Origin of the sequence: Sediminibacillus dalangtanensis (assembly GCF_017792025.1) — a bacterium.
Lineage (GTDB): Bacteria > Bacillota > Bacilli > Bacillales > Amphibacillaceae > Sediminibacillus > Sediminibacillus dalangtanensis.
The window spans coordinates 1,652,987-1,671,125 of the sequence record NZ_CP046956.1; the positions used below are offsets into that span (position 1 = coordinate 1,652,987).

20 protein-coding genes are annotated in these 18,139 nt (G+C 41.2%); 15 read left to right on the forward strand and 5 right to left on the reverse strand.

The features are described from left to right. The first annotated feature begins 16 nt into the window (after positions 1-16). The 5 genes from ctaG to ltrA all read left to right on the forward strand — a co-directional run bounded on the left by ctaG (position 17) and on the right by ltrA (position 4,040). A complete protein-coding gene (gene ctaG, locus ERJ70_RS08350; RefSeq protein WP_209368556.1) occupies positions 17-919 on the forward strand; it encodes a cytochrome c oxidase assembly factor CtaG in 903 nt (300 codons plus the stop codon). A 36-nt stretch (positions 920-955) separates the two neighbouring features. Next, complete coding sequence (locus ERJ70_RS08355; protein WP_209368557.1) at positions 956-1,411, forward strand: DUF420 domain-containing protein; 456 nt, start codon at positions 956-958, stop codon at positions 1,409-1,411. Positions 1,412-1,622: 211 nt separating this feature from the next. Continuing rightward, a complete protein-coding gene (locus ERJ70_RS08360; RefSeq protein ID WP_209368558.1) occupies positions 1,623-2,159 on the forward strand; it encodes a GNAT family N-acetyltransferase in 537 nt (178 codons plus the stop codon). A gap of 580 nt (positions 2,160-2,739) precedes the next feature. Beyond that, positions 2,740-3,000, forward strand: a complete 261-nt coding sequence (locus ERJ70_RS20020; RefSeq protein WP_245208154.1) for a TetR family transcriptional regulator — start codon at positions 2,740-2,742, stop codon at positions 2,998-3,000. A gap of 41 nt (positions 3,001-3,041) precedes the next feature. Further along, positions 3,042-4,040: a group II intron reverse transcriptase/maturase gene (gene ltrA, locus ERJ70_RS08365; protein WP_245208193.1), complete on the forward strand. Its 999-nt coding sequence runs from the start codon at positions 3,042-3,044 to the stop codon at positions 4,038-4,040. A 379-nt stretch (positions 4,041-4,419) separates the two neighbouring features. Here ltrA and ytvI read toward each other — a convergent pair whose 3' ends face one another. Both ytvI and ERJ70_RS08375 read right to left on the reverse strand, forming a co-directional pair. Next, on the reverse strand, positions 4,420-5,478 hold the full coding sequence (gene ytvI, locus ERJ70_RS08370; protein ID WP_074597481.1) for a sporulation integral membrane protein YtvI: 1,059 nt from the start codon (positions 5,476-5,478) through the stop codon (positions 4,420-4,422). Between the two features lie 282 nt (positions 5,479-5,760). Then, the gene (locus ERJ70_RS08375) at positions 5,761-6,126 is read right to left on the reverse strand and encodes a YugN family protein (RefSeq protein ID WP_209368560.1); all 366 of its coding nucleotides are present in this window, start codon (positions 6,124-6,126) and stop codon (positions 5,761-5,763) included. A 223-nt stretch (positions 6,127-6,349) separates the two neighbouring features. On the opposite strand from ERJ70_RS08375, the gene ERJ70_RS08380 reads away from it, so the two are divergent. From ERJ70_RS08380 to ERJ70_RS08405, 6 genes are all read left to right on the forward strand, one after another. Next, positions 6,350-6,778, forward strand: a complete 429-nt coding sequence (locus ERJ70_RS08380) for a CBS domain-containing protein (protein ID WP_209368562.1) — start codon at positions 6,350-6,352, stop codon at positions 6,776-6,778. Positions 6,779-7,063: 285 nt separating this feature from the next. Beyond that, the gene (locus ERJ70_RS08385) at positions 7,064-8,131 is read left to right on the forward strand and encodes a CAP domain-containing protein (protein ID WP_209368563.1); all 1,068 of its coding nucleotides are present in this window, start codon (positions 7,064-7,066) and stop codon (positions 8,129-8,131) included. A 266-nt stretch (positions 8,132-8,397) separates the two neighbouring features. Continuing rightward, the gene (gene ylbD / locus ERJ70_RS08390; protein ID WP_209368564.1) at positions 8,398-8,811 is read left to right on the forward strand and encodes a spore coat protein YlbD; all 414 of its coding nucleotides are present in this window, start codon (positions 8,398-8,400) and stop codon (positions 8,809-8,811) included. A 12-nt stretch (positions 8,812-8,823) separates the two neighbouring features. Continuing rightward, complete coding sequence (locus ERJ70_RS08395) at positions 8,824-9,057, forward strand: YlbE-like family protein (protein WP_209368565.1); 234 nt, start codon at positions 8,824-8,826, stop codon at positions 9,055-9,057. Between the two features lie 868 nt (positions 9,058-9,925). Next, positions 9,926-10,366, forward strand: coding sequence for a YlbF/YmcA family competence regulator (locus tag ERJ70_RS08400; protein WP_209368567.1), 441 nt, complete (start codon positions 9,926-9,928; stop codon positions 10,364-10,366). Positions 10,367-10,499: 133 nt separating this feature from the next. Next, positions 10,500-10,775 (forward strand): YlbG family protein, encoded by a 276-nt coding sequence (locus ERJ70_RS08405; protein WP_209368570.1) that lies wholly within the window; start codon positions 10,500-10,502, stop codon positions 10,773-10,775. A gap of 340 nt (positions 10,776-11,115) precedes the next feature. Here ERJ70_RS08405 and ERJ70_RS08410 read toward each other — a convergent pair whose 3' ends face one another. Continuing rightward, complete coding sequence (locus tag ERJ70_RS08410; protein ID WP_209368572.1) at positions 11,116-11,502, reverse strand: DUF7147 family protein; 387 nt, start codon at positions 11,500-11,502, stop codon at positions 11,116-11,118. Between the two features lie 359 nt (positions 11,503-11,861). On the opposite strand from ERJ70_RS08410, the gene rsmD reads away from it, so the two are divergent. Together rsmD and coaD are read left to right on the forward strand one after the other, a co-directional pair. Then, positions 11,862-12,422 (forward strand): 16S rRNA (guanine(966)-N(2))-methyltransferase RsmD, encoded by a 561-nt coding sequence (gene rsmD, locus ERJ70_RS08415; RefSeq protein ID WP_209368574.1) that lies wholly within the window; start codon positions 11,862-11,864, stop codon positions 12,420-12,422. Between the two features lie 2 nt (positions 12,423-12,424). After that, positions 12,425-12,904, forward strand: a complete 480-nt coding sequence (coaD, locus tag ERJ70_RS08420) for a pantetheine-phosphate adenylyltransferase (RefSeq protein WP_209368576.1) — start codon at positions 12,425-12,427, stop codon at positions 12,902-12,904. A gap of 82 nt (positions 12,905-12,986) precedes the next feature. Here the strand turns inward: coaD and spoVV are convergent, their stop codons facing one another. Beyond that, the gene (spoVV, locus tag ERJ70_RS08425; RefSeq protein WP_209368578.1) at positions 12,987-14,189 is read right to left on the reverse strand and encodes a dipicolinic acid transporter SpoVV; all 1,203 of its coding nucleotides are present in this window, start codon (positions 14,187-14,189) and stop codon (positions 12,987-12,989) included. A 175-nt stretch (positions 14,190-14,364) separates the two neighbouring features. Between spoVV and ERJ70_RS08430 the strand changes: the two genes are divergently transcribed. Both ERJ70_RS08430 and ERJ70_RS08435 read left to right on the forward strand, forming a co-directional pair. Continuing rightward, positions 14,365-15,150 (forward strand): patatin-like phospholipase family protein, encoded by a 786-nt coding sequence (locus ERJ70_RS08430; protein ID WP_209368580.1) that lies wholly within the window; start codon positions 14,365-14,367, stop codon positions 15,148-15,150. Continuing rightward, positions 15,147-16,163 carry a SepM family pheromone-processing serine protease gene (locus ERJ70_RS08435; protein ID WP_209368581.1) on the forward strand — a complete coding sequence of 339 codons (1,017 nt, stop codon included), beginning with the start codon at positions 15,147-15,149 and terminating at the stop codon, positions 16,161-16,163. Before ERJ70_RS08430 ends, ERJ70_RS08435 begins: the two co-directional genes overlap by 4 nt. A 708-nt stretch (positions 16,164-16,871) precedes the next feature. Here the strand turns inward: ERJ70_RS08435 and ERJ70_RS08440 are convergent. Continuing rightward, positions 16,872-18,092 (reverse strand): nucleotidyltransferase, encoded by a 1,221-nt coding sequence (locus ERJ70_RS08440; protein WP_209368583.1) that lies wholly within the window; start codon positions 18,090-18,092, stop codon positions 16,872-16,874. Positions 18,093-18,139 lie beyond the last annotated feature (47 nt).

Sequence of the window (18,139 nt, forward strand, 5' to 3'; positions counted from 1 at the left end):
ATGGAGTGAGGTTGTTATGTGGCTGGAATTACAAATTTTTGGTTTTCGAGCTCTATGGAGTCCTTATTATTTGCTGTTTGTTATCGCACTTGGCTTGTTATATTACTTGGTCACCATTACTTTCAGAGAGAAGTTCACTGATAAAGCAAGGCCAAGTTCAAAACAGCTGATTTATTTTTACACTGGATTGGTAATTCTTTATCTAATTAAAGGATCACCAATCGATCTACTTTCCCATATCATGTTTACTTCCCACATGGTACAAATGTCGCTGTATTATTTGGTTTTTCCGATTTTGATCATCAAAGGTATCCCAGAGTGGATATGGAGAAACGTTTTTTCGGTGCCGGGTTTAAAACAGGTGCTGTACCTTTTGACAAAACCATTGATCGCTTTACTATTGTTCAACGGGTTGTTTTCTATGTACCATATGCCAGTCATATTCGATTTTGCAAAAGCAAATGTAATTGCCCATGCTGTCATCACGACAGTGATATTAGTAGCGGCATTTTTGGTTTGGTGGCCGATTTTTACACCTATCAAAGAAATGGACAAACTATCCCCACTAATGAAAATTGGTTATATATTTGCTAACGGGGTGTTGATAACACCTGCTTGCGGTTTAATTATTTTTTCTGGACAGTCGCTATATGCCACCTATAGTGAGACAAGTGGTTGGATTCAAGCAATGTCGCTTTGTGTCCCGCAGTCCATTCTAAACGGACTTCCGTTGACAGGGCCACAAATGTTCTCACCAATTCCAGTCTTGGAGGACCAGCAGCTTGGTGGGATTCTGATGAAAATCATGCAAGAAATTGTTTATGGGTTTGTTTTAGCCCGGATTTTCTTTGGCTGGTTCAATAAAAGTGTGGACAGGGTCGATCCGTTGCCATCAACAAACACAACTACAGAAGCATAAATCGAACTATTCAGAACAGGGAGAGGTAAAAGTCTTATGCCTATATTGCCAACGATCAGCACGTTTTTTATCGTATTGAGTGCTGTACTTATTGCCATCGGCTGGTATCTAGTTGCAAAAAATAAGTTCGCTGCTCATAAACGTACGATGATAGCAGCTGCGATTAGCGCTTTGCTGTTTTTTATCATTTATATGTCTCGGACCATTTTCATTGGTAATACCAGCTTCGGAGGTCCTGATAATATCAAGCTATACTATACCGTTTTCTTGATTTTTCACATTATCCTTGCAACAGTAGGGGCTGTTTTTGGAATTGTGACTCTGACCTTGGCTTTTAAAAGAAAAATCAAGAAACATCGTAAAATCGGTCCAGTTACGAGTATTATCTGGTTTTTTACTGCTATAACTGGTGTAGCAGTTTACCTACTGTTGTATATCTTTTTTGATGGCGGGGAAACTACCAGTATGATCAAAGCAATCCTCGGCTTGTAAATGGAGTTTCGAACACCCGGAAAGGGCTGTCCCAATTGTCATAATACAAGATGGGACAGCCCTTTTATTAAGTTAGTTTTGCTTCAACAGGATTTTTACCATTGTGCTGATAAATTACTTTCATTTCCCACTTTTAAAGAGCTCGTACGTTTATTTCTTCGAATCCGATGGTATATAGGCTATATAAACACGTACGAAAGGATCGGTTTAGATGGATATAGAAAGCGCACGGTTGCTTATAGAACCTGTTACATTAGAAGAAGGCCAAATGCTTATCAAAAACCCGATGGAGTATTATTATGAGAAACATATCCCATATGATGTAGAATGGCCCCATTATTCATTGAAAGCATTGCTCCCTTATTATTTGGAAGATTTGGAGAAGAAAAAAGTATCTCTCGGCATGGGACCGTGGATTATCCGGGACAAACGAAAGGGGCGGATAATCGGTGAGGCGGGTTTCAGAGCTTTTGACGAACAGAAAAAGACGGTAGAAATCGGCTATCGAATTCTACAAAAGAAACAAAATCAAGGTTATGCAACGGAGGCTGTAAGTTCCCTATGTCAATGGGCTTTTTACCAGCAAATAAAAAAGATCAGAGCTTGCTGTGACAAGGAGAATGTTGCTTCTCAACGTGTACTTAAGAAGAATGGTTTTAAAAAAGTTGCCAATGAGAAAGGCATATTGGTATATGAAAAAAGAAGAGCTGTCCAAAAAAAGAGCATCCAAGGAACCAATTCCTTGTAAAAAAAACAGCCTACCTGGTAAAAGGGATAGGCTGTTTTTGTCATTGTATGCGTGCCCAGCGCGCTATTAATTGCTTACTGGTGAAAGTCCAGTCTGAGTAAGTGCCAAGACGCTCAGTAGCTGACAGGCGACTGGTGGAGAAACCCTAAGGTTGAAGCCCTGTGACAAAGCAACTCCTTTCGGAGTGCGAGCAACTTAACAGGTTGTAACATGAAGTGAATCTTGCAGCTTCGTCAATTAAATCCCTCTTCGGAGGAGCAAGGGAAGTCGAGCCTCTATACGATGGGCGAAGACCATGGAAGGTGTGTAGAACTTGGAGTACAGCACTGAAGGATCCCTCGGGGTATGGAGAGCGACATGTTAAGACAGTAATTAATGGAACTGGGGATACCCTCCTCGGTCACTTCGAAAGAAGTAAAACAGATACCTATAAGCTATCGGTGAAATGGTTGACGGACTGAGAGGGAGTCGGAGGGGGTCATAGTACCAATGATGACAAGGACAACACAACATTGTCTAGGGAAGGACGGCACAAGCCAATACCCTACTTCGTTCATATGTTCAAAGGAGGTAAGAGTCAGTGAATGCCAAGAAAATGGCTAACTACGCCAGTAATGCAAAAGCTCAAGAACTCTGGAAAACATTATACCTTTGTGCCAAGGAAAGTGATACTCGTCGGTTTCATGCACTATATGATAAGATTTATCGCCCGGATATCTTGTGGGATGCATGGCAACGCGTGAAGCGGAGAAAAGGAAGTGGAGGTGTCGACGAACAAACGCTGGAAGATATCATGGCTTATGGAGAGAAGAACTTTCTCAATGAGCTCTACTTGAGTTAAAAGATAAGAAATATCATCCACAACCGGTTCTTCGAACCTACATTCCAAAGGGTGATGGCAAGAAACAAAGACCATTAGGAATCCCAACAATTAAGGACCGAGTAGTTCAAATGGCAACGAAGCTTGTGATTGAACCAATATTTGAGGCGGACTTCGAGGAATGTTCCTATGGCTTTCGTCCAAAACGAAATGCGCATCAAGCTATCGCTAAAATACGTAAAGAGAGTAAGAAATCCTATTGGGTATTGGACGTCGATATCCAAGGTTTCTTTGACAATATCAATCAAGATAAATTAATGAAACTTCTTGAACAGCGTATCAGCGATAGAAGAGTGCTAAAACTTATTCGAAAATGGCTAAAAGCTGGAATTATGGAAGAAGGGAAGCTCAGAAACTCCATAACTGGTACACCGCAAGGTGGAGTTATCTCGCCACTTCTCGCGAACATCTATTTGAATACAATGGACAGGTTATGGGAAAAGAAATTCAGTCATTTTGGTAAACTTATTCGTTATGCAGATGACTTTGTGGTTATCTGCAAGAGGAAACAAGAGGCACAGGAAAGTGCGCAAGTAATAAAGGCCATTATGAATAAACTTGACCTTACCATTCACAAGGATAAATCGAGATTAGTGAATATATGGGATGACAAAGATGGATTTGATTTTCTTGGATTACATCACCGGAAATTTCCAATCCGCAAGAAAGGTGGTCGTACATTCTATATCATGAACCACGTACCATCAAAGAAGGCCATGAAAAAGATGCGAACCAAAATCAAGGAATATACCGAACCACGCCATAAATTATTTATGGATATTCGTGATTTAGTGAAAGGATTGAACCGTAGACTTCAAGGTTTTAAGAACTACTATCAATTATCACCGATGGGAAAGAAGTGGTTAAATCGCATCGACTGGTATGTGTTAACTCGTCTTAATCTGTTTAATAACAAGAAAAGGAACAGACGGAAAAAACATGCCAAATTCCAAGATACTGCGGAAGAAGTTAAATACTTATTAGTGAAGTTGGCAAGTTAACACCGTAAAGCCAAAGGAAGAAGAACGTCGGAAAGCCGTATGAGGGAAAACTTCACGTACGGTTTGATGAGGGGGAGCTGAAAGTAAAGAAGATAGCCGAAAGGCTACCCTCTAGAAATCAGTTCTCTACTCTACAGGAAATTATAAATTTAATTGACTGTGGATCATTATTGGCTGAACCAGCCACGTCCAGCTCCAGCGCCTACCCCCTCGAGGTCTTAAGCCCACCCTCTGTGTGGCAAAAAGTGCCACGCCGAGGCTGTTCTTAAGCTTGTCGGAGGCCCAAACGATGTGGGTCATGCAGGCGTTGCCACAGGACGTGGCGACTCTAGCCTGTACTCCTTTAAACAGGCGCTTGCGCTTTTGTCCTACTGTACGACTATACTTTAAAGTTCCATTTAATAATTCCAGCTTCCTTCGCTGAATTAAAAGCTATAACCAGCAAAGGCCCCAGGATAAAGCCGATAATTCCTATTAACTGAAGACCGAGGTACATGGCAATCAGTGTTGCTAAAGGAGAAAGTCCGATATGACGACCCATTACTTTCGGTTCTACGGTTCTTCTAATCGCCAACAGGATGATCGCCAATACAGCAAGCTGAATGCCCATAACTGTGTCACCGGCCAAAAGCATATACAAGGCCCATGGACCTAGTATGACAATGGAACCTATAATCGGGATGAAATCAACCAGCCAAATGATAATCGACATGATAATGGCGACTTCCGGTGTGATATAAAGAAGTCCAATTAGCGATACGACAAATATTATGATGCTTACGAGAAACTGTGCTTTCAAAAAGCCAAGTACGACATAGGACAGACGGGCATTCATGAACTTTACTTTTTCTGCTGTTTCCTCTGTTAGGTGATTGTAAGACATTGCTTTCAGGCGGGGCAATTCAAGCATGAATAAAAATAATGCGATTAAGTAAACGAGCAGGCTGACAAGGTATTCAGGTACTTTAGCCGCTGCCGAAGCAATCTTATCTAATTCAAAATACTGTTTAACTTTTGTATTCAGTAATTCAATATTACGTTTAAATCCATCTTTCACCTCCGCTACAAAATCAGCAGGGAGATTTTCGGTAAAACGATCCATATCTGTTTCCCATTCCGTAAATTTGGTATTCAGCTGGTTCACATAAGACGGCGCGTTTTCGGCAAAGTTGACGACATGGGTGATGGCTCTTGTTACAAAATAAGTTCCGACAAGACTAATAATGAGCAAAAAAATCAAAAATATGACCGTTACCGATATTTTGCGGTTCAGTTTAAAACGGTATTGGAGCCATCGAATGGCCGGATTCAAAAACATGGCGGTCAGAAGAGCCAAGATTAAGGGTACAGACACCGGCAAAATGAAATATCCAGCTATAAGAATAAGAATCGCTGCAATAATTAATATCCATTGGCGTTTTGACAAGTAACGGAACAATTGATTATGTATCTCCTTTCCTGCATGTGAACAAAATATAAATACGGTTGCGTCGAACTTATTTACGTAGTGGTGTATACAAAGAAAACTGCCCCAGGGCAGTAATTCTGAGAGTAACGCGTTTTAAGCAGGCAAACAACAGCATTCTCTAAGGTTAATCATAACATGTTTTTTTGTAAGTTTGTTGAAAAAACAATTAACTTCTTGTGAACAAAATCAACAACATTAGTTAAACGACAAGGAGAAAAAACTGCCGGCACATAAGCCGGCAGCAGTAATACATTATTTCGCGAAATTGTCTAATTCGTTCTTTGCTTTCGCCAACAAACTTTTTGTACGGTCGATGACACTTTCCGGGAAATCTTCCCCTTCTCCATACTCGACTCCATGCGGATAATAATGTTTTCCCAATAAAGGCGTCGTAAGTTTGATGACTGCGTCCCCCCGGTCTACTTCGCCTTCAACAGCGTATCCCTGGATTCTTATGTAATAAGTGATATTTTTCTCTGCAGACCCGATTTTATAATCGTATGTGACCCTTTCATAGTCCCATTGTCCGGCACGGACAAAAGCGATTTCATCCATTAGATGGTCCAAGGGTTTTAAGTCCATGATCATTCCTTCGATTCCTGTTCCTTCTATTCTCATTACTTCCACCTCGCAAAAATTGTGTATCTAATCTAATAATAGTATTTATTGCAATAAGTTGCAATTATTATTGTACGGATCATTTCAGTCCATTTCACTAATGAGAAGATCTTATAGGGAAGAGAAGTTTTTATAAAGGAAGTGCGATTTATATGAAGGGTTTAGGGGAAGAATACCTACAGAGTGGGGAGTACCATTCATAATACAACGAGGAGGTACTGCAATGAAAAAACTAAGAGAGGTTATGACAACTGATCTTTCTGTTTGTTCAGCAGATGATACGTTGACTGAAGCGGCAAAAATCATGACAGACCATAATGTCGGTGCTGTCCCCGTATGCGGGACCAATAGAGAATTGCTTGGGATGATTACGGACAGAGACTTGGTTGTACGCGGATTGGCGAGGGAAAAAAGTCCTTCGACTAAAATAAGTGACGTAATGAGTGGGAAACTTTACTCTGTAGCTCCCGATACTTCCGTTCAAGAAGCAAGTAGCTTAATGGCTGAAAAGCAAATTCGTCGTCTGCCAGTTGTTGAAAATGGTAAGTTGGCGGGAATCGTTTCGCTTGGAGATTTGGCGTTGGAAGAAAAATCTAATTTAGCTGCAGGTCATGCTCTGGAAGAAATTTCTGAGCGACCGGAACTTCACTAAGTTGTAACAATTGAATGGAACAGACTGTCCCTGAAAGACAAAGGGACGGTCTGTTTTAGATTTTATTATACGAAAGGATAAAAGGTGGTCGACTACATCCTTCTAGTGAAGTCAAAGCAGCTTGAAGAAGAGGATATTTTTATCATTCCTGTACAAAGTAGCGCCACGTTGAGGGCGAACCGTAGCATGTGACTTAAGAAAAATGGGTTTCCTCAATTTCTTTTCATAAAGTCGGTTTTCGATTATTATAATTATTTAACAGGTAAAAAAGGAGTTTAAAGGGCTATGAGAGGAATCGGAAGGTTGATCGTGCTGTTACTGATCGGCGCGGGGGTTTTTTATTTGGTTAAAATAGGGGATTTTAACCCTGATGAAGCGGTACAGAAAGTAGAACAAAAATTAAAGACAAAAGAAACAAAGATGGAAAGCAAATCCACCCCGGATCATTTTACTCCAAATATTGACTTGGAAGGAGATTTGTACAGCAGAATCGGGGAAACATCGGATGAATTGCAACAAGAGCTGGGAAAACCAGTACGCAAAGATAAAAGTTCATATGGGTACGACTGGTGGGTCTACACCACCGAAGAAAATCAATATATGCAATTTGGTGTGGAGGATGGACAAGTTGTCACTATCTTCGCAACAGGTGAAGATTTATCAATTGATCCAGTCAACATCGGACAATCATACGATGAAGCAGCCGCACATTTTGAATTTACCAAAGAAGTATCTATATCGGAAGGGATTACTTCCTATAGGTTCCAATTGACAGACGAGGAGTTAAAAGTACGCCCATTAGTAAAGCTGGACAAGCAAACTTATATGCAGTTATATTTTGATACATTCACGGATAAATTATCCTCTGTCAGGGTAGTAACCCAAGATATTTTATTGAAACAACGTCCATACGAAATATACTACCGCGGCCAGCTTCCTGAGAAACCGGAGTTAACCGATGCAGAATGGGAAGATGTACAAAAAGGTATGGAGAAGCAAATATTTGACATTACTAATGTCATTAGAAAACGGCACGATAAAGGCTCGCTCAGTTGGGATGATCCTATAGCAGAGGTTGCCTTTTCACACAGTAAAGACATGTCGGATAATAATTATTTTTCCCATTATTCTCAGAACGGCGAAGGGTTAAAGGAACGGCTTAGTGAACATGACATTTATTACTTGTCTGCTGGAGAAAACATAGCGGCTCAATACACAGATGGACCTGCTGCTGTGGAAGGATGGCTGAATAGCGAAGGACATCGTGAAGCACTTTTAAAGGATGGTTACACCCATTTAGGCGTTGGTGTTTATCGGTATTACTATACGCAAAATTTCATGCAAAAACCTTAGTACTATGCAAGTGACAGGGATAAAAGTATAAAGGAAAAAGCAAAAACCGAGCGATGATTCGAAATCGTTCGGTTTTTGCTTTTTTGTACCAACAACCGATAAAAAGTCTACTGATATGCTGTCCCGCTTCAGCGTTTCCCTCTCGAGTTCCATTAATATGCCATTAGTTACTTGCTCATGGACACTTGTCATAGGGAGGAATTTCACACGTTCTCTAAGCATTCATATAATGAATGAAAAAGGATATGGGGAGCAGGTGATTGTCAATGAGTGATTTACACCCTTCTGTACAAGAGTTTAAAGCATTCGTCAAAAAGCATCCTGGACTGGTAAAGGAAGTTAACCAAAACGGAAATTCCTGGCAGGATATCTATGAAATGTGGGTGTTGCTCGGGGAAGAAGATGAAAAATGGAAGGAATTCCAAACGGGAAACCTGAAGGGAGCACAGAATAGTGAAAGGTCGGCACCAGGAGATTCTCAAGGTAAGCAGCAACAGCTTGCAAGTCAATTCATGCAAATGATTGAGAAAGTAGACTTAAATAAGGTGCAGGGTCATATGCATCAATTAAACGGAGCGATTAACAATATCCAGACGTTAATTGGCCAATTTCAAGAGTTTAAAAAACATTCTCCGGCAAAACAATCTAAAATGCATCAGACACCTTGGAGTAAAGATTAGGGGGAATACGGATTGCAGCCAGCCATTTATCAGCAACTGACGAACCGGCCAGACTTGAAGCATTTTATCAGGATGAACCCCGAATGGTATCGGAAATTGACTCGGTATCCGGAAGAATTTACGGAGATGGAAAAAGCAGCAAAAGCTTTTTATGGGAAAACAATTCCGCAGCGGATTGAACGTTTGAGTGGTCAAATGCAAATGATATCAATGCTTATCCAAATGGCCGGATCCATGAAGGATTAATTAGGAAAACTTTATTTTGATGGGATCTTTTCGCATACATTGTTGCTTATTAATCGGCATAGTTGATAGAAACTGCGATATAACTGTAATGGGAAGTTTCATTGCCTATTCAAAGAGCGTGTTACCGCTTGGTAGCATACTTCGCTTTCCGCGGGCACGGCTTCAGCTAACTTGGTAAAGAAAACCGCTTTACCAAGTGGATCTTCAGCTCGTGCTGTTCCCGCAGGAGTCTGCGTATGCTCCCTGCGCTAAGGAGCATGCTGATTAAAGGAAGCGGAGACTTTTTCCTTGAGAACCAACAAGCCATCTTAAAAACGTTTTTCAGGAAATAGGTACTTCTTTTCATAAAAAGACAGTTGGAGTTCCCGTCTTTTCTCCTGTTCTTGGACTTTCTGCTTGTTTTCCTAGCAATCTTTTGATAATAAGGTGCATAGAGTACCATGAATAAAAAATTTCGAGGCGTTTCTAAACAGAAAGCTGTTCCTAGCGAAGAAAATACCCGGAGACTCCCGCGGGAGGAAAGGCCTCGGTGAGATCCCGCAGAGCGTCAGCTCGAGGAAGCTCACCAGCCGCCCGCGGAAAGCGCAGGGTATTTTCGCAGCGTCGAACTCCAACTCAACAAAAGTAAGAAGTAAAGTAAGAAGACAGGAAGATGCATTCAAACTATGTCGTAGTTTATAATTTATGTGCAAGAGCAAAAATTTATAAGAATCCGCCTTGTAGAACACAGCAAAAGTTTGAGACGAGCCATAATTGTTGGACCTCTATCCTTGCAAGTCATAATCCGGTTCTACATTACTAAAAGGACTGATATTACTTTTCATTTCAGTCCATTGTTGGTATTATATAGGATATGGAGGTGGATACAGTGTTTGCCACTTTAGAGTTAGTAGATATTATAGATAAGTCTGAAGCACTTGGCCAAATGATTCTTCAATCCGATGTCATGGAAGAATATCATCAGCAAAAAAGACAGCTGGAAGAGGATGATGAGGCGCAAAAACTGATTGCTTCCTTCAATCGTATGAAAGAACAGTACGAGGATGTTCAGCGATTCGGTAGGTATCATCCGGATTATAATCAAATTATGAAGGATGTTCGTGCTTCGAAAAGGGAAATGGACATGAACGAAAAAGTTGCTTCGTTTAAAATAGCTGAACGCAATTTGCAGCAATTTCTTGATGAAATCAGTGATTTGGTTGCCCATAGCGCCAGCGAGCAGGTGAAAGTGCCTAAGGATGGAGCAGCACTTCAGGACAGCGGATGTGGCTGTGGAAGCGGTGGAAGCTGTGGCTGTCAAGCTTCATAATCACTATATATACATGAGCGGCTGGACCTCATACTGAATGATTGGTCCAGCCTTTCTGTTTTTTCAGGATATTGATGGGTACGAAATATTCTGATAAAATGGACATAAATCAGTGAATAAGCGAGGATCCTATATGAGAACAAAACGTCAAGGGTTAATTGTTTGGTTCCAACATATGAAAAACATAAAACAAATCAAACGATTCGGTCATTTAATATATGTATCAAAGCAGCGAAAATACGCTGTGGTCTATGTAGATCAAGTTGAAGCCGATGAAACGGCAGATAAATTGAATCATTTACCGTTTATATCCAAAGTGGATTTTTCATACAAGCCTTACGTGAACACCGAATTTGAAAATGCAAAAATGGATAAGGCGAAAGAATATGATTATAAAATGGGTATTTAAAAACATCCTTGCCGGACACTCGGCAGGATGTTTTTTTCGAAAGATAAGAAAGTATAAATTTCAGAGATGTTTAGCTTCAGCGCCTACCCCCTCGAGGTCTTAAGCAAATCCTCTGTGTGGCAAAAGGCCGCCACTTCGAGGCTTTGCTTAAGCTTGTCGGAGGCCCAAACGATGTGGGTCATGCAGGCGTTGCCACAGGACGTGGCGGCTTTAGCCTGTACTCCCTTAAACAGGCGCTTGCGCTTTTGTTCCTGTTACAGCTTTTGCAGATGCATTTAGAAACTTTTTTAAATAGGATCAATACTGAATATGATGGTTTCCATTTGTCATACACTATGGATTAGTGAATTTTTATCAAACGGTTCATTTGAAAAATTCCGATCAGATATTGAAAATATAACGTCTTTTCATGAAAATCAGCAGAAGATTTGACTATTAATGATTTAATTTCATGCTCTTGTTCGGAAGCTGCCTTTTTAAATAATTCATATCTTTTGCTCTCAGCAAATTCCGGGTCTGGTACACCTTCCATACAAATATAAATCGGCTGAAAATTACCGACTGTGGCAGGACTCATAATAATAGCCGGCGAAGTAACCTTCCTGCCATTTTTCTCAGTCCGGAGTGATACAAAGTGAAGAATCCTTTCGGGCATTTTTCCCGCAAGTTCACAGAGTTCATATATATCAGCATATCCATCGCCAAGTTCAATTATTCGCTGAATCATTTGTTCACCTCTCTCCCCTTATACTTTAGCATGGGATAAGGCCATTGCAAATATCAGGAAGGGAGAAAACCATAAAAAAAGCCTGCAGATAAATCTGCAGGCCCTTTTTGTTCTCTGATTAGAAAACAAAAAGGCAAAGGGAGAGGAGAAACCGGAAGAAGAACTTATGGGGAAACGTAAGCCTTCTCCGTGTTCTGAAGCAGCCGTCAGGATAGCCAGCTGCTTCACTACGTTAGTATGGACGGATTGGAAATTTATATACCTTTCCGTAGAACAATAATTTAAAGAATGGAATATTTCCGCTATATACCGTTTTATGGTAGGATGAAGTTCGAATATAAAGCGAGAGGTGGACACTGATGAGGGTTATTTCCGGTAAATACAAAGGAAGGCAATTAGATCCAGTGCCAAACCGGCTGACCAGGCCTACCACAGATAAGGTAAAAGAAGCGTTGTTTCAAATTATCGGACCGTTTTTCCAGGGAGGAAATTGCTTAGATTTGTTTGCTGGTTCAGGAGGACTCGGAATTGAAGCATTGAGCCGGGGAATGGAAAAAGCAGTGTTTGTCGATAAACAGCCAAAAGCTATCCGTACTATTCATGATAACCTTCGAAGCCTGGAACTTGAGGAATCTGCAGAAGTCTTTCGGACAGATGCGTTTATGGCGATGAAAGCGGCGGGCAAACGCGGTCTGTTATTTGATGTCATATTTTTAGATCCGCCGTATGGAAATGTTTCCTATGAGAAATTATTGGGAGCAATAGATACATACCACTTGTCGACAAAAAAAGGGCTGATCGTTTGCGAACATGAAAACAGAGAAAGACTGGTCGATGAATATGCCGGTTTTTCACGAAGGCAGACAGAAGTTTACGGAGGTACTACCAGCATTACTATCTACCAGCGAAAGGAGCAATAAAGATGGAAAGAGTTGCTATATGTCCAGGAAGTTTTGATCCAGTCACCTATGGACATTTGGACATTATTCAGCGGGGGGCAAAGGTGTTTGATAAAATTATTGTAACTGTTTTTAACAATCAATCGAAGTCTCCGCTATTTACTGTAGACGAAAGAATTGAATTATTAAAGAGCGTTACCAGTGATATGGAAAACGTTGAAGTGGATTCGAGTAGTCAACTGTTGATGGAGTATGCCAAACAGAAGAAAGCTTCGGTGATTATAAGAGGATTGCGGGCAGTCAGCGACTTCGAGTACGAAATGCAAATAACAACAATGAATCGCAAGCTGAATGAGGACATAGAAACTTTTTTTATGATGACAAATAACGATTATTCTTTTTTGAGTTCAAGTATGGTAAAGGAAGTAGCCAAATATCAGGCTAATGTATCGGATTTAGTTCCGAAAGCAGTTGAACTGGCACTTCAGCAAAAGTTCAACTAATCAGGAGAGGCTGTGCCACCGCTAAACAGTAAGTATTAGCCGTTTAGATGAGAGGTACAGCCTTTAATCCTCCATTCAATTATCAACGACTTAATCGTCGAAGCAAAATCAGCGCTCCGCAGGCAAGGGATAACAGTGTGATCAACGGTCCGAATTGCTGAAGCAGTTCAAAGGAAAGGAGCCAATTTTGACCATCTGAGGCAGCGAACACTGGAATGCTGGATCCCGTTGAGGAAGCCAGCTGGTCTTGGTACAGTGGCTTGAATAATAAGATGGCTAAGGTACTGGCAAAAATTCCATGCAGAATTCTTGCAAAGAAATATGGTGTGAAGCGAATATCGCTTTCGGCAAGGATACTTGCCACTTGTGCCTGAACCGAAAACCCGTTGAATGCCAGAATAAAACTGACTACAATGACTTCTGGCAGCATGTCTGGCAAGTTTGTACCCGAAATCATTTGGGCACCTAGGGTGATTTCAAACAGTCCCGAAAAAAACGGTAGCGCCAATTCTCCTGGAATGCCAGCCAATGTGAAAAGCAAAGAAATACCGGCAGCCAGAATTTTGGATATGCCGATTAGAAATATTAGTTTATTGAACACGGAAAACATGATGATAAATCCACCTATCATCAATAGGGTTTGGATAGATTGAATGACGGCATCGCCAAATATTTTCCCGAATGGGCGAGAATCCTGCAGTCTTGTCCGATGAAGTGCCTGTAAAGCATGGTATAGTGAAACACGTTGTTTTTCTTCGCCGCGCTCTTTTCTGTCTCTGCCGTAAAAACGCATGCAGAGTCCGACAAGTGTGTTCCCGCCATAATGACAAACTGCAAGCAAAATCCCTAACTGTGCATCATGAAAAAAACCGACAGATACCGCGCCAAAGATAAATAAAGGATTTGAAGCATTTGTAAAGGAAACGAGGCGCTCTGCTTCGGTCTTTGTCAATTGTTTTTCCTGGCGAAGCCGTGTGGTAAGCTTCGCTCCGGACGGATAACCGCTGGCCATCCCCATTGCCCAGACAAAGCTCCCGGCTCCTGGTACGTTGAATAATGGACGCATGACAGGCTCACATAAAACACCGATGAAACGGACTACCCCAAACCCAATTAATAACTCGGCAGTGATGAAGAACGGAAGCAGAGATGGAAATACAATTTCCCACCACATATTCAATCCCCGTATACTTGCTTCTAGTGTTTGATCTGGAAATGTAATCAGTGCAGCTGCCAGAAATAAAGCTGTTCCGGCAAACAAAATCGACTTTATTTTAGATTTCAATACTCCGGCCTCCCAGTTGGTGAGCTTCACACATTTCTGTACTTCTATTAGAGGAAATAGTAGAATATGAATAGCTCCTATAGTACAAGCAATCCTTTAACAATATACGCTCATAGTTCTTGGTTTTATGCCATAATATAGGTAAAAAACATTCAGGCTAAAGGAGCGTTCCAGGGTGAATCCATCTATAGGTTTGGCATTAGGTTCAGGAGGGGCTAGGGGGTTTGCCCACTTAGGCGTTTTAAAAGCATTAACTGATAAAGGGATTGCCATTAATTGTATAGCAGGAAGCAGTATGGGGGCGCTGATCGGTGCGTTGTATGCATCTGGTCAGAGACTGGACAGCTTGTACCAGCTTGCCAGAACATTCAAGCGAAAGTATTTTTTGGATTTTACCCTTCCGAATATGGGGTTTCTTCAAGGAGACCGAATTAAGGAATATATCCGCTTGTTTACCTTTAATAAAAATCTGGAACAATTTGATATACCAATCGGTGTAACAGCAACTAACTTATTTGATGGCAGTAAAAAAGTGTTTACAGGGGGAAGTGCAGCAGATGCTGTCCGGGCGAGTATATCGATACCGGGCATATTTATTCCGGTAAATATCGATGGGCAGTTATTTGTTGACGGGGGAGTAGTTGATCGTGTTCCGGTCTCGGTTGCCAAGCAGCTGGGGGCGGATTTCGTGATTGGCGTAGATTGTGCTCATTTTTCGATTAATACCGATGTTGATTCCATTTATGACGTGATTATTCAAAGTATCGATATTATGCAGGATGAGCTGGTCAACGCAACGGGTCCACAAGCAGATATTCTATTGAAACCCAACGTATCTGCGTTTAGTTCCCGTGCATTCAAGGATATAGAAGCGATAGTCGATGAAGGAGAGCGGGAGACATTGCGAAAAATGCCGGAGATTATTCGCAGCATCGAGGATTGGAAGGAGAAAAAGAGATGAAATTTAATAAAAAAACGCTCATTCCCGCAATCATTGTCATTGTCATTGCGGCTTTTTTGGTTAGCTATCGGTTACCCTATTATATTTACAAACCAGGTGGAGCTGATGCATTGAACCCAATCGTAGAAGTAGCTGGTGGGTTTGAAAGTAAAGGAGATATGCACTTGGTAACCATCCGGGGAGGACAAGCAACCCCGTTACAGTACTTATGGGCATCCATCCGTCCTCATCAGGATATTGAGCCAATTGAAGAAGTGTTTCCTGAAGGGATTTCCCAGGATGAGTACTTTCAGGCTCAACTACAGATGATGGAAAGCTCACAGGAAGCTTCTACGGTCGTAGCTTATCAGGCGGCTGGGAAACAAATAGACATTGAATACGAGGGTGTCTATGTCGTAGCAGTGATTGAAGGAATGCCTGCAGAAGGAAAACTAAAGGCAGGAGATAAAATTGTAGAAATAGACGGACGCGAACTTGAAACATCAGATGATTTGATCAACTATGTATCGAGTAAAGAAGCGGGTGACCAAATAGAAGTAACCGTGGAAAGAGAAGAAGAAGCTGTCAATAAAACAATTGAATTGGAAGAGTTTCCTGGACAGGAAAAGATAGGAATAGGTATTCAATTAGTTACCAACCGCAATGTAGAAGTAGAACCGGAGCTAAAGTTTGCAAGCGGTAATATTGGTGGTCCAAGTGCAGGTCTGATGTTCAGTTTGGAAATTTATGACCAACTGACGGAAGATGATTTGACGAAAGGCCATCAAATTGCGGGTACAGGAGAAATTAATTACGAAGGGGAAGTAGGCCGTATTGGCGGTATTGACAAAAAAGTCATTGCTGCTGACAAGGAAGGCTGTGAAGTGTTTTTCGCTCCAAACGAAGGTGGAGCGGAAGAATCCAATTATAAAGTTGCTGTAAAAACGGCAGAGGAGATTGGCACAGACATGGAGATTGTACCTGTCGATACGTTTGATGATGCATTGACTTATCTTCAAGAAATGGATAATTAATAGGTTCCGGAAATCATCTGAGTACTGTCAAAGTAACTTAATACGGAAATGAAAGAGACTTGGACAAAAGCATCGTGACCAGAATAAAAACCGAACGATTTACAATTCGTTCGGTTTTTATTTGGTTAGCAAAAAGCAAACCATTCTACCCTCTGAAAAGTGCCACTTTCCACTCCGGCAAGGTACTTCGCTTTCAGCGGGCACGGCTTCAGCTAATTTGGCAATGCGGTATGCTTTGCCAAGTGGATCTTCAGCTCGCGCTCATTCCGCTGAAGTCTGCGCACCTTGCCTCCGTTGTAGGAGATACTTTCTCTTCTGGTGTGATTTCCGTTTTGCCTATTGCCGTCACGGATAGAAAGCGAAGCCGCATGGAACCAGGAGTACTTCTTCAGCCTTTTTATGCTATTGTCCTATTTCCAAAGAATATAGCAGCCCCCGCTGATTATTTGTCTTCGTCACTGTTTAGATACCTATCAGCCAATAGAAGAATACGGTTCTGTTCATCTTGTCTTGATCATGTAGACATCAGGCTGCGAAAACGTAGCGATTCGAAGCACGCATCCAACAAGAGGATAAAAGGAAGTTAACTTTACAAAAAATCGAGCGAATTCAATCAGCATTTAGAATTCGTTCGGTTATTATATATCCATTTTTCATTATCTGATATTCTCATAAAATCAGATAACATAGTTCTAAATATGAAATTTTTTATTCTTCGCCTGCTATGTAAGGAGAGGTCAACTCCTGGCGGCGCAACTTACTCCTTATATCATGATTAGTGACACTGTAGTAAGCGTTTGAAGCTTTTTCATCTATCAAAGCAAGCGGGCTTTTTTGCTTTTTTAACTGCGAAACCAGCGGAACATCTATTTCTTTTCGTTTATGGTTTAAGTAAGCTCGTCCAGTTTTATTCATTGCCAAAATTCTCAGATGTTGCATGTGGTCTGTGTTTAATAAAGGTTGAATGGTTTGTTTTTGGTTATTAAGCAATAAGTGAACAAAGATTCGCTGCAATCTTGTCCAAGTGTATCGTTTTGTTTTTAGTGCTGTCATCCAATCGATAAAGCTGTCTGTTTTGGCAGCAGTTTCTTTCAATCGATGCTCCAAGCCCTCCTCAACACCGTGAATTTCTCTTATTTCTTCCACCTGCATGGTAAGTATCCGGTATTGAAGAAGGTCAAAATAATCCTGCCAATTATGCCACAAACCAGCCTCCTGCTTATATTCCAGCAATATTTGCTGGACAGGATCGGGTAGAGTCTCTTTGGCGATATCCGTGATGTCTTGATGTTTATTCAGTTCGTTGCGTATGCTGGTTGCACTTGCAATAGAATGTTTGATCTCTGGCTCATGATAATCGTTGTGCACTCGTTTAATCGTCAATGCTTTCATGGAAAGACCGTATTCCTCGATTGCTTTCACATAACTGTAGCCAAGTATATTGTTCGGTTTGGCTAAATCGACCGTCCCTGAATTCAACCCGATTGCTTGGTAAGCAGACCTGCTTGCTTCAGGAAAGGAATGCCCCTCTGTTAATGACCGCTTCAGTTCCTGTTCATATGTCTCCCGGTGTTGGCTGAAACGATTATATGCCTGTAAAAAAGTATCAATTTCACCGTGTTCACTTCCAAAACAAACGGAATCAACCTTCAATTCCTCCAAAGTAAGCAAGGCTCCTTTTGCAAATAAATCACTGTTTTGAACGGCGAACACTGCAGGTAACTCGATGACAAGATCGACGCCGCATAGTATAGCTGCTTTTGCCCTTTGAAACTTATCGATAATCGCCGGTTCACCACGCTGCAAAAAGTTACCGCTCATAACCGCTACTACACAGTCGGCTGCAGATTTTTTCCGTGATTGTTGCAAATGATAGAGATGCCCATAGTGAAACGGATTGTATTCCACTATCAGTCCACAAGCGTTCATGCGATCCAACTCCTGTTAATGGTTTGATTTTATTTTATCAAATCAAT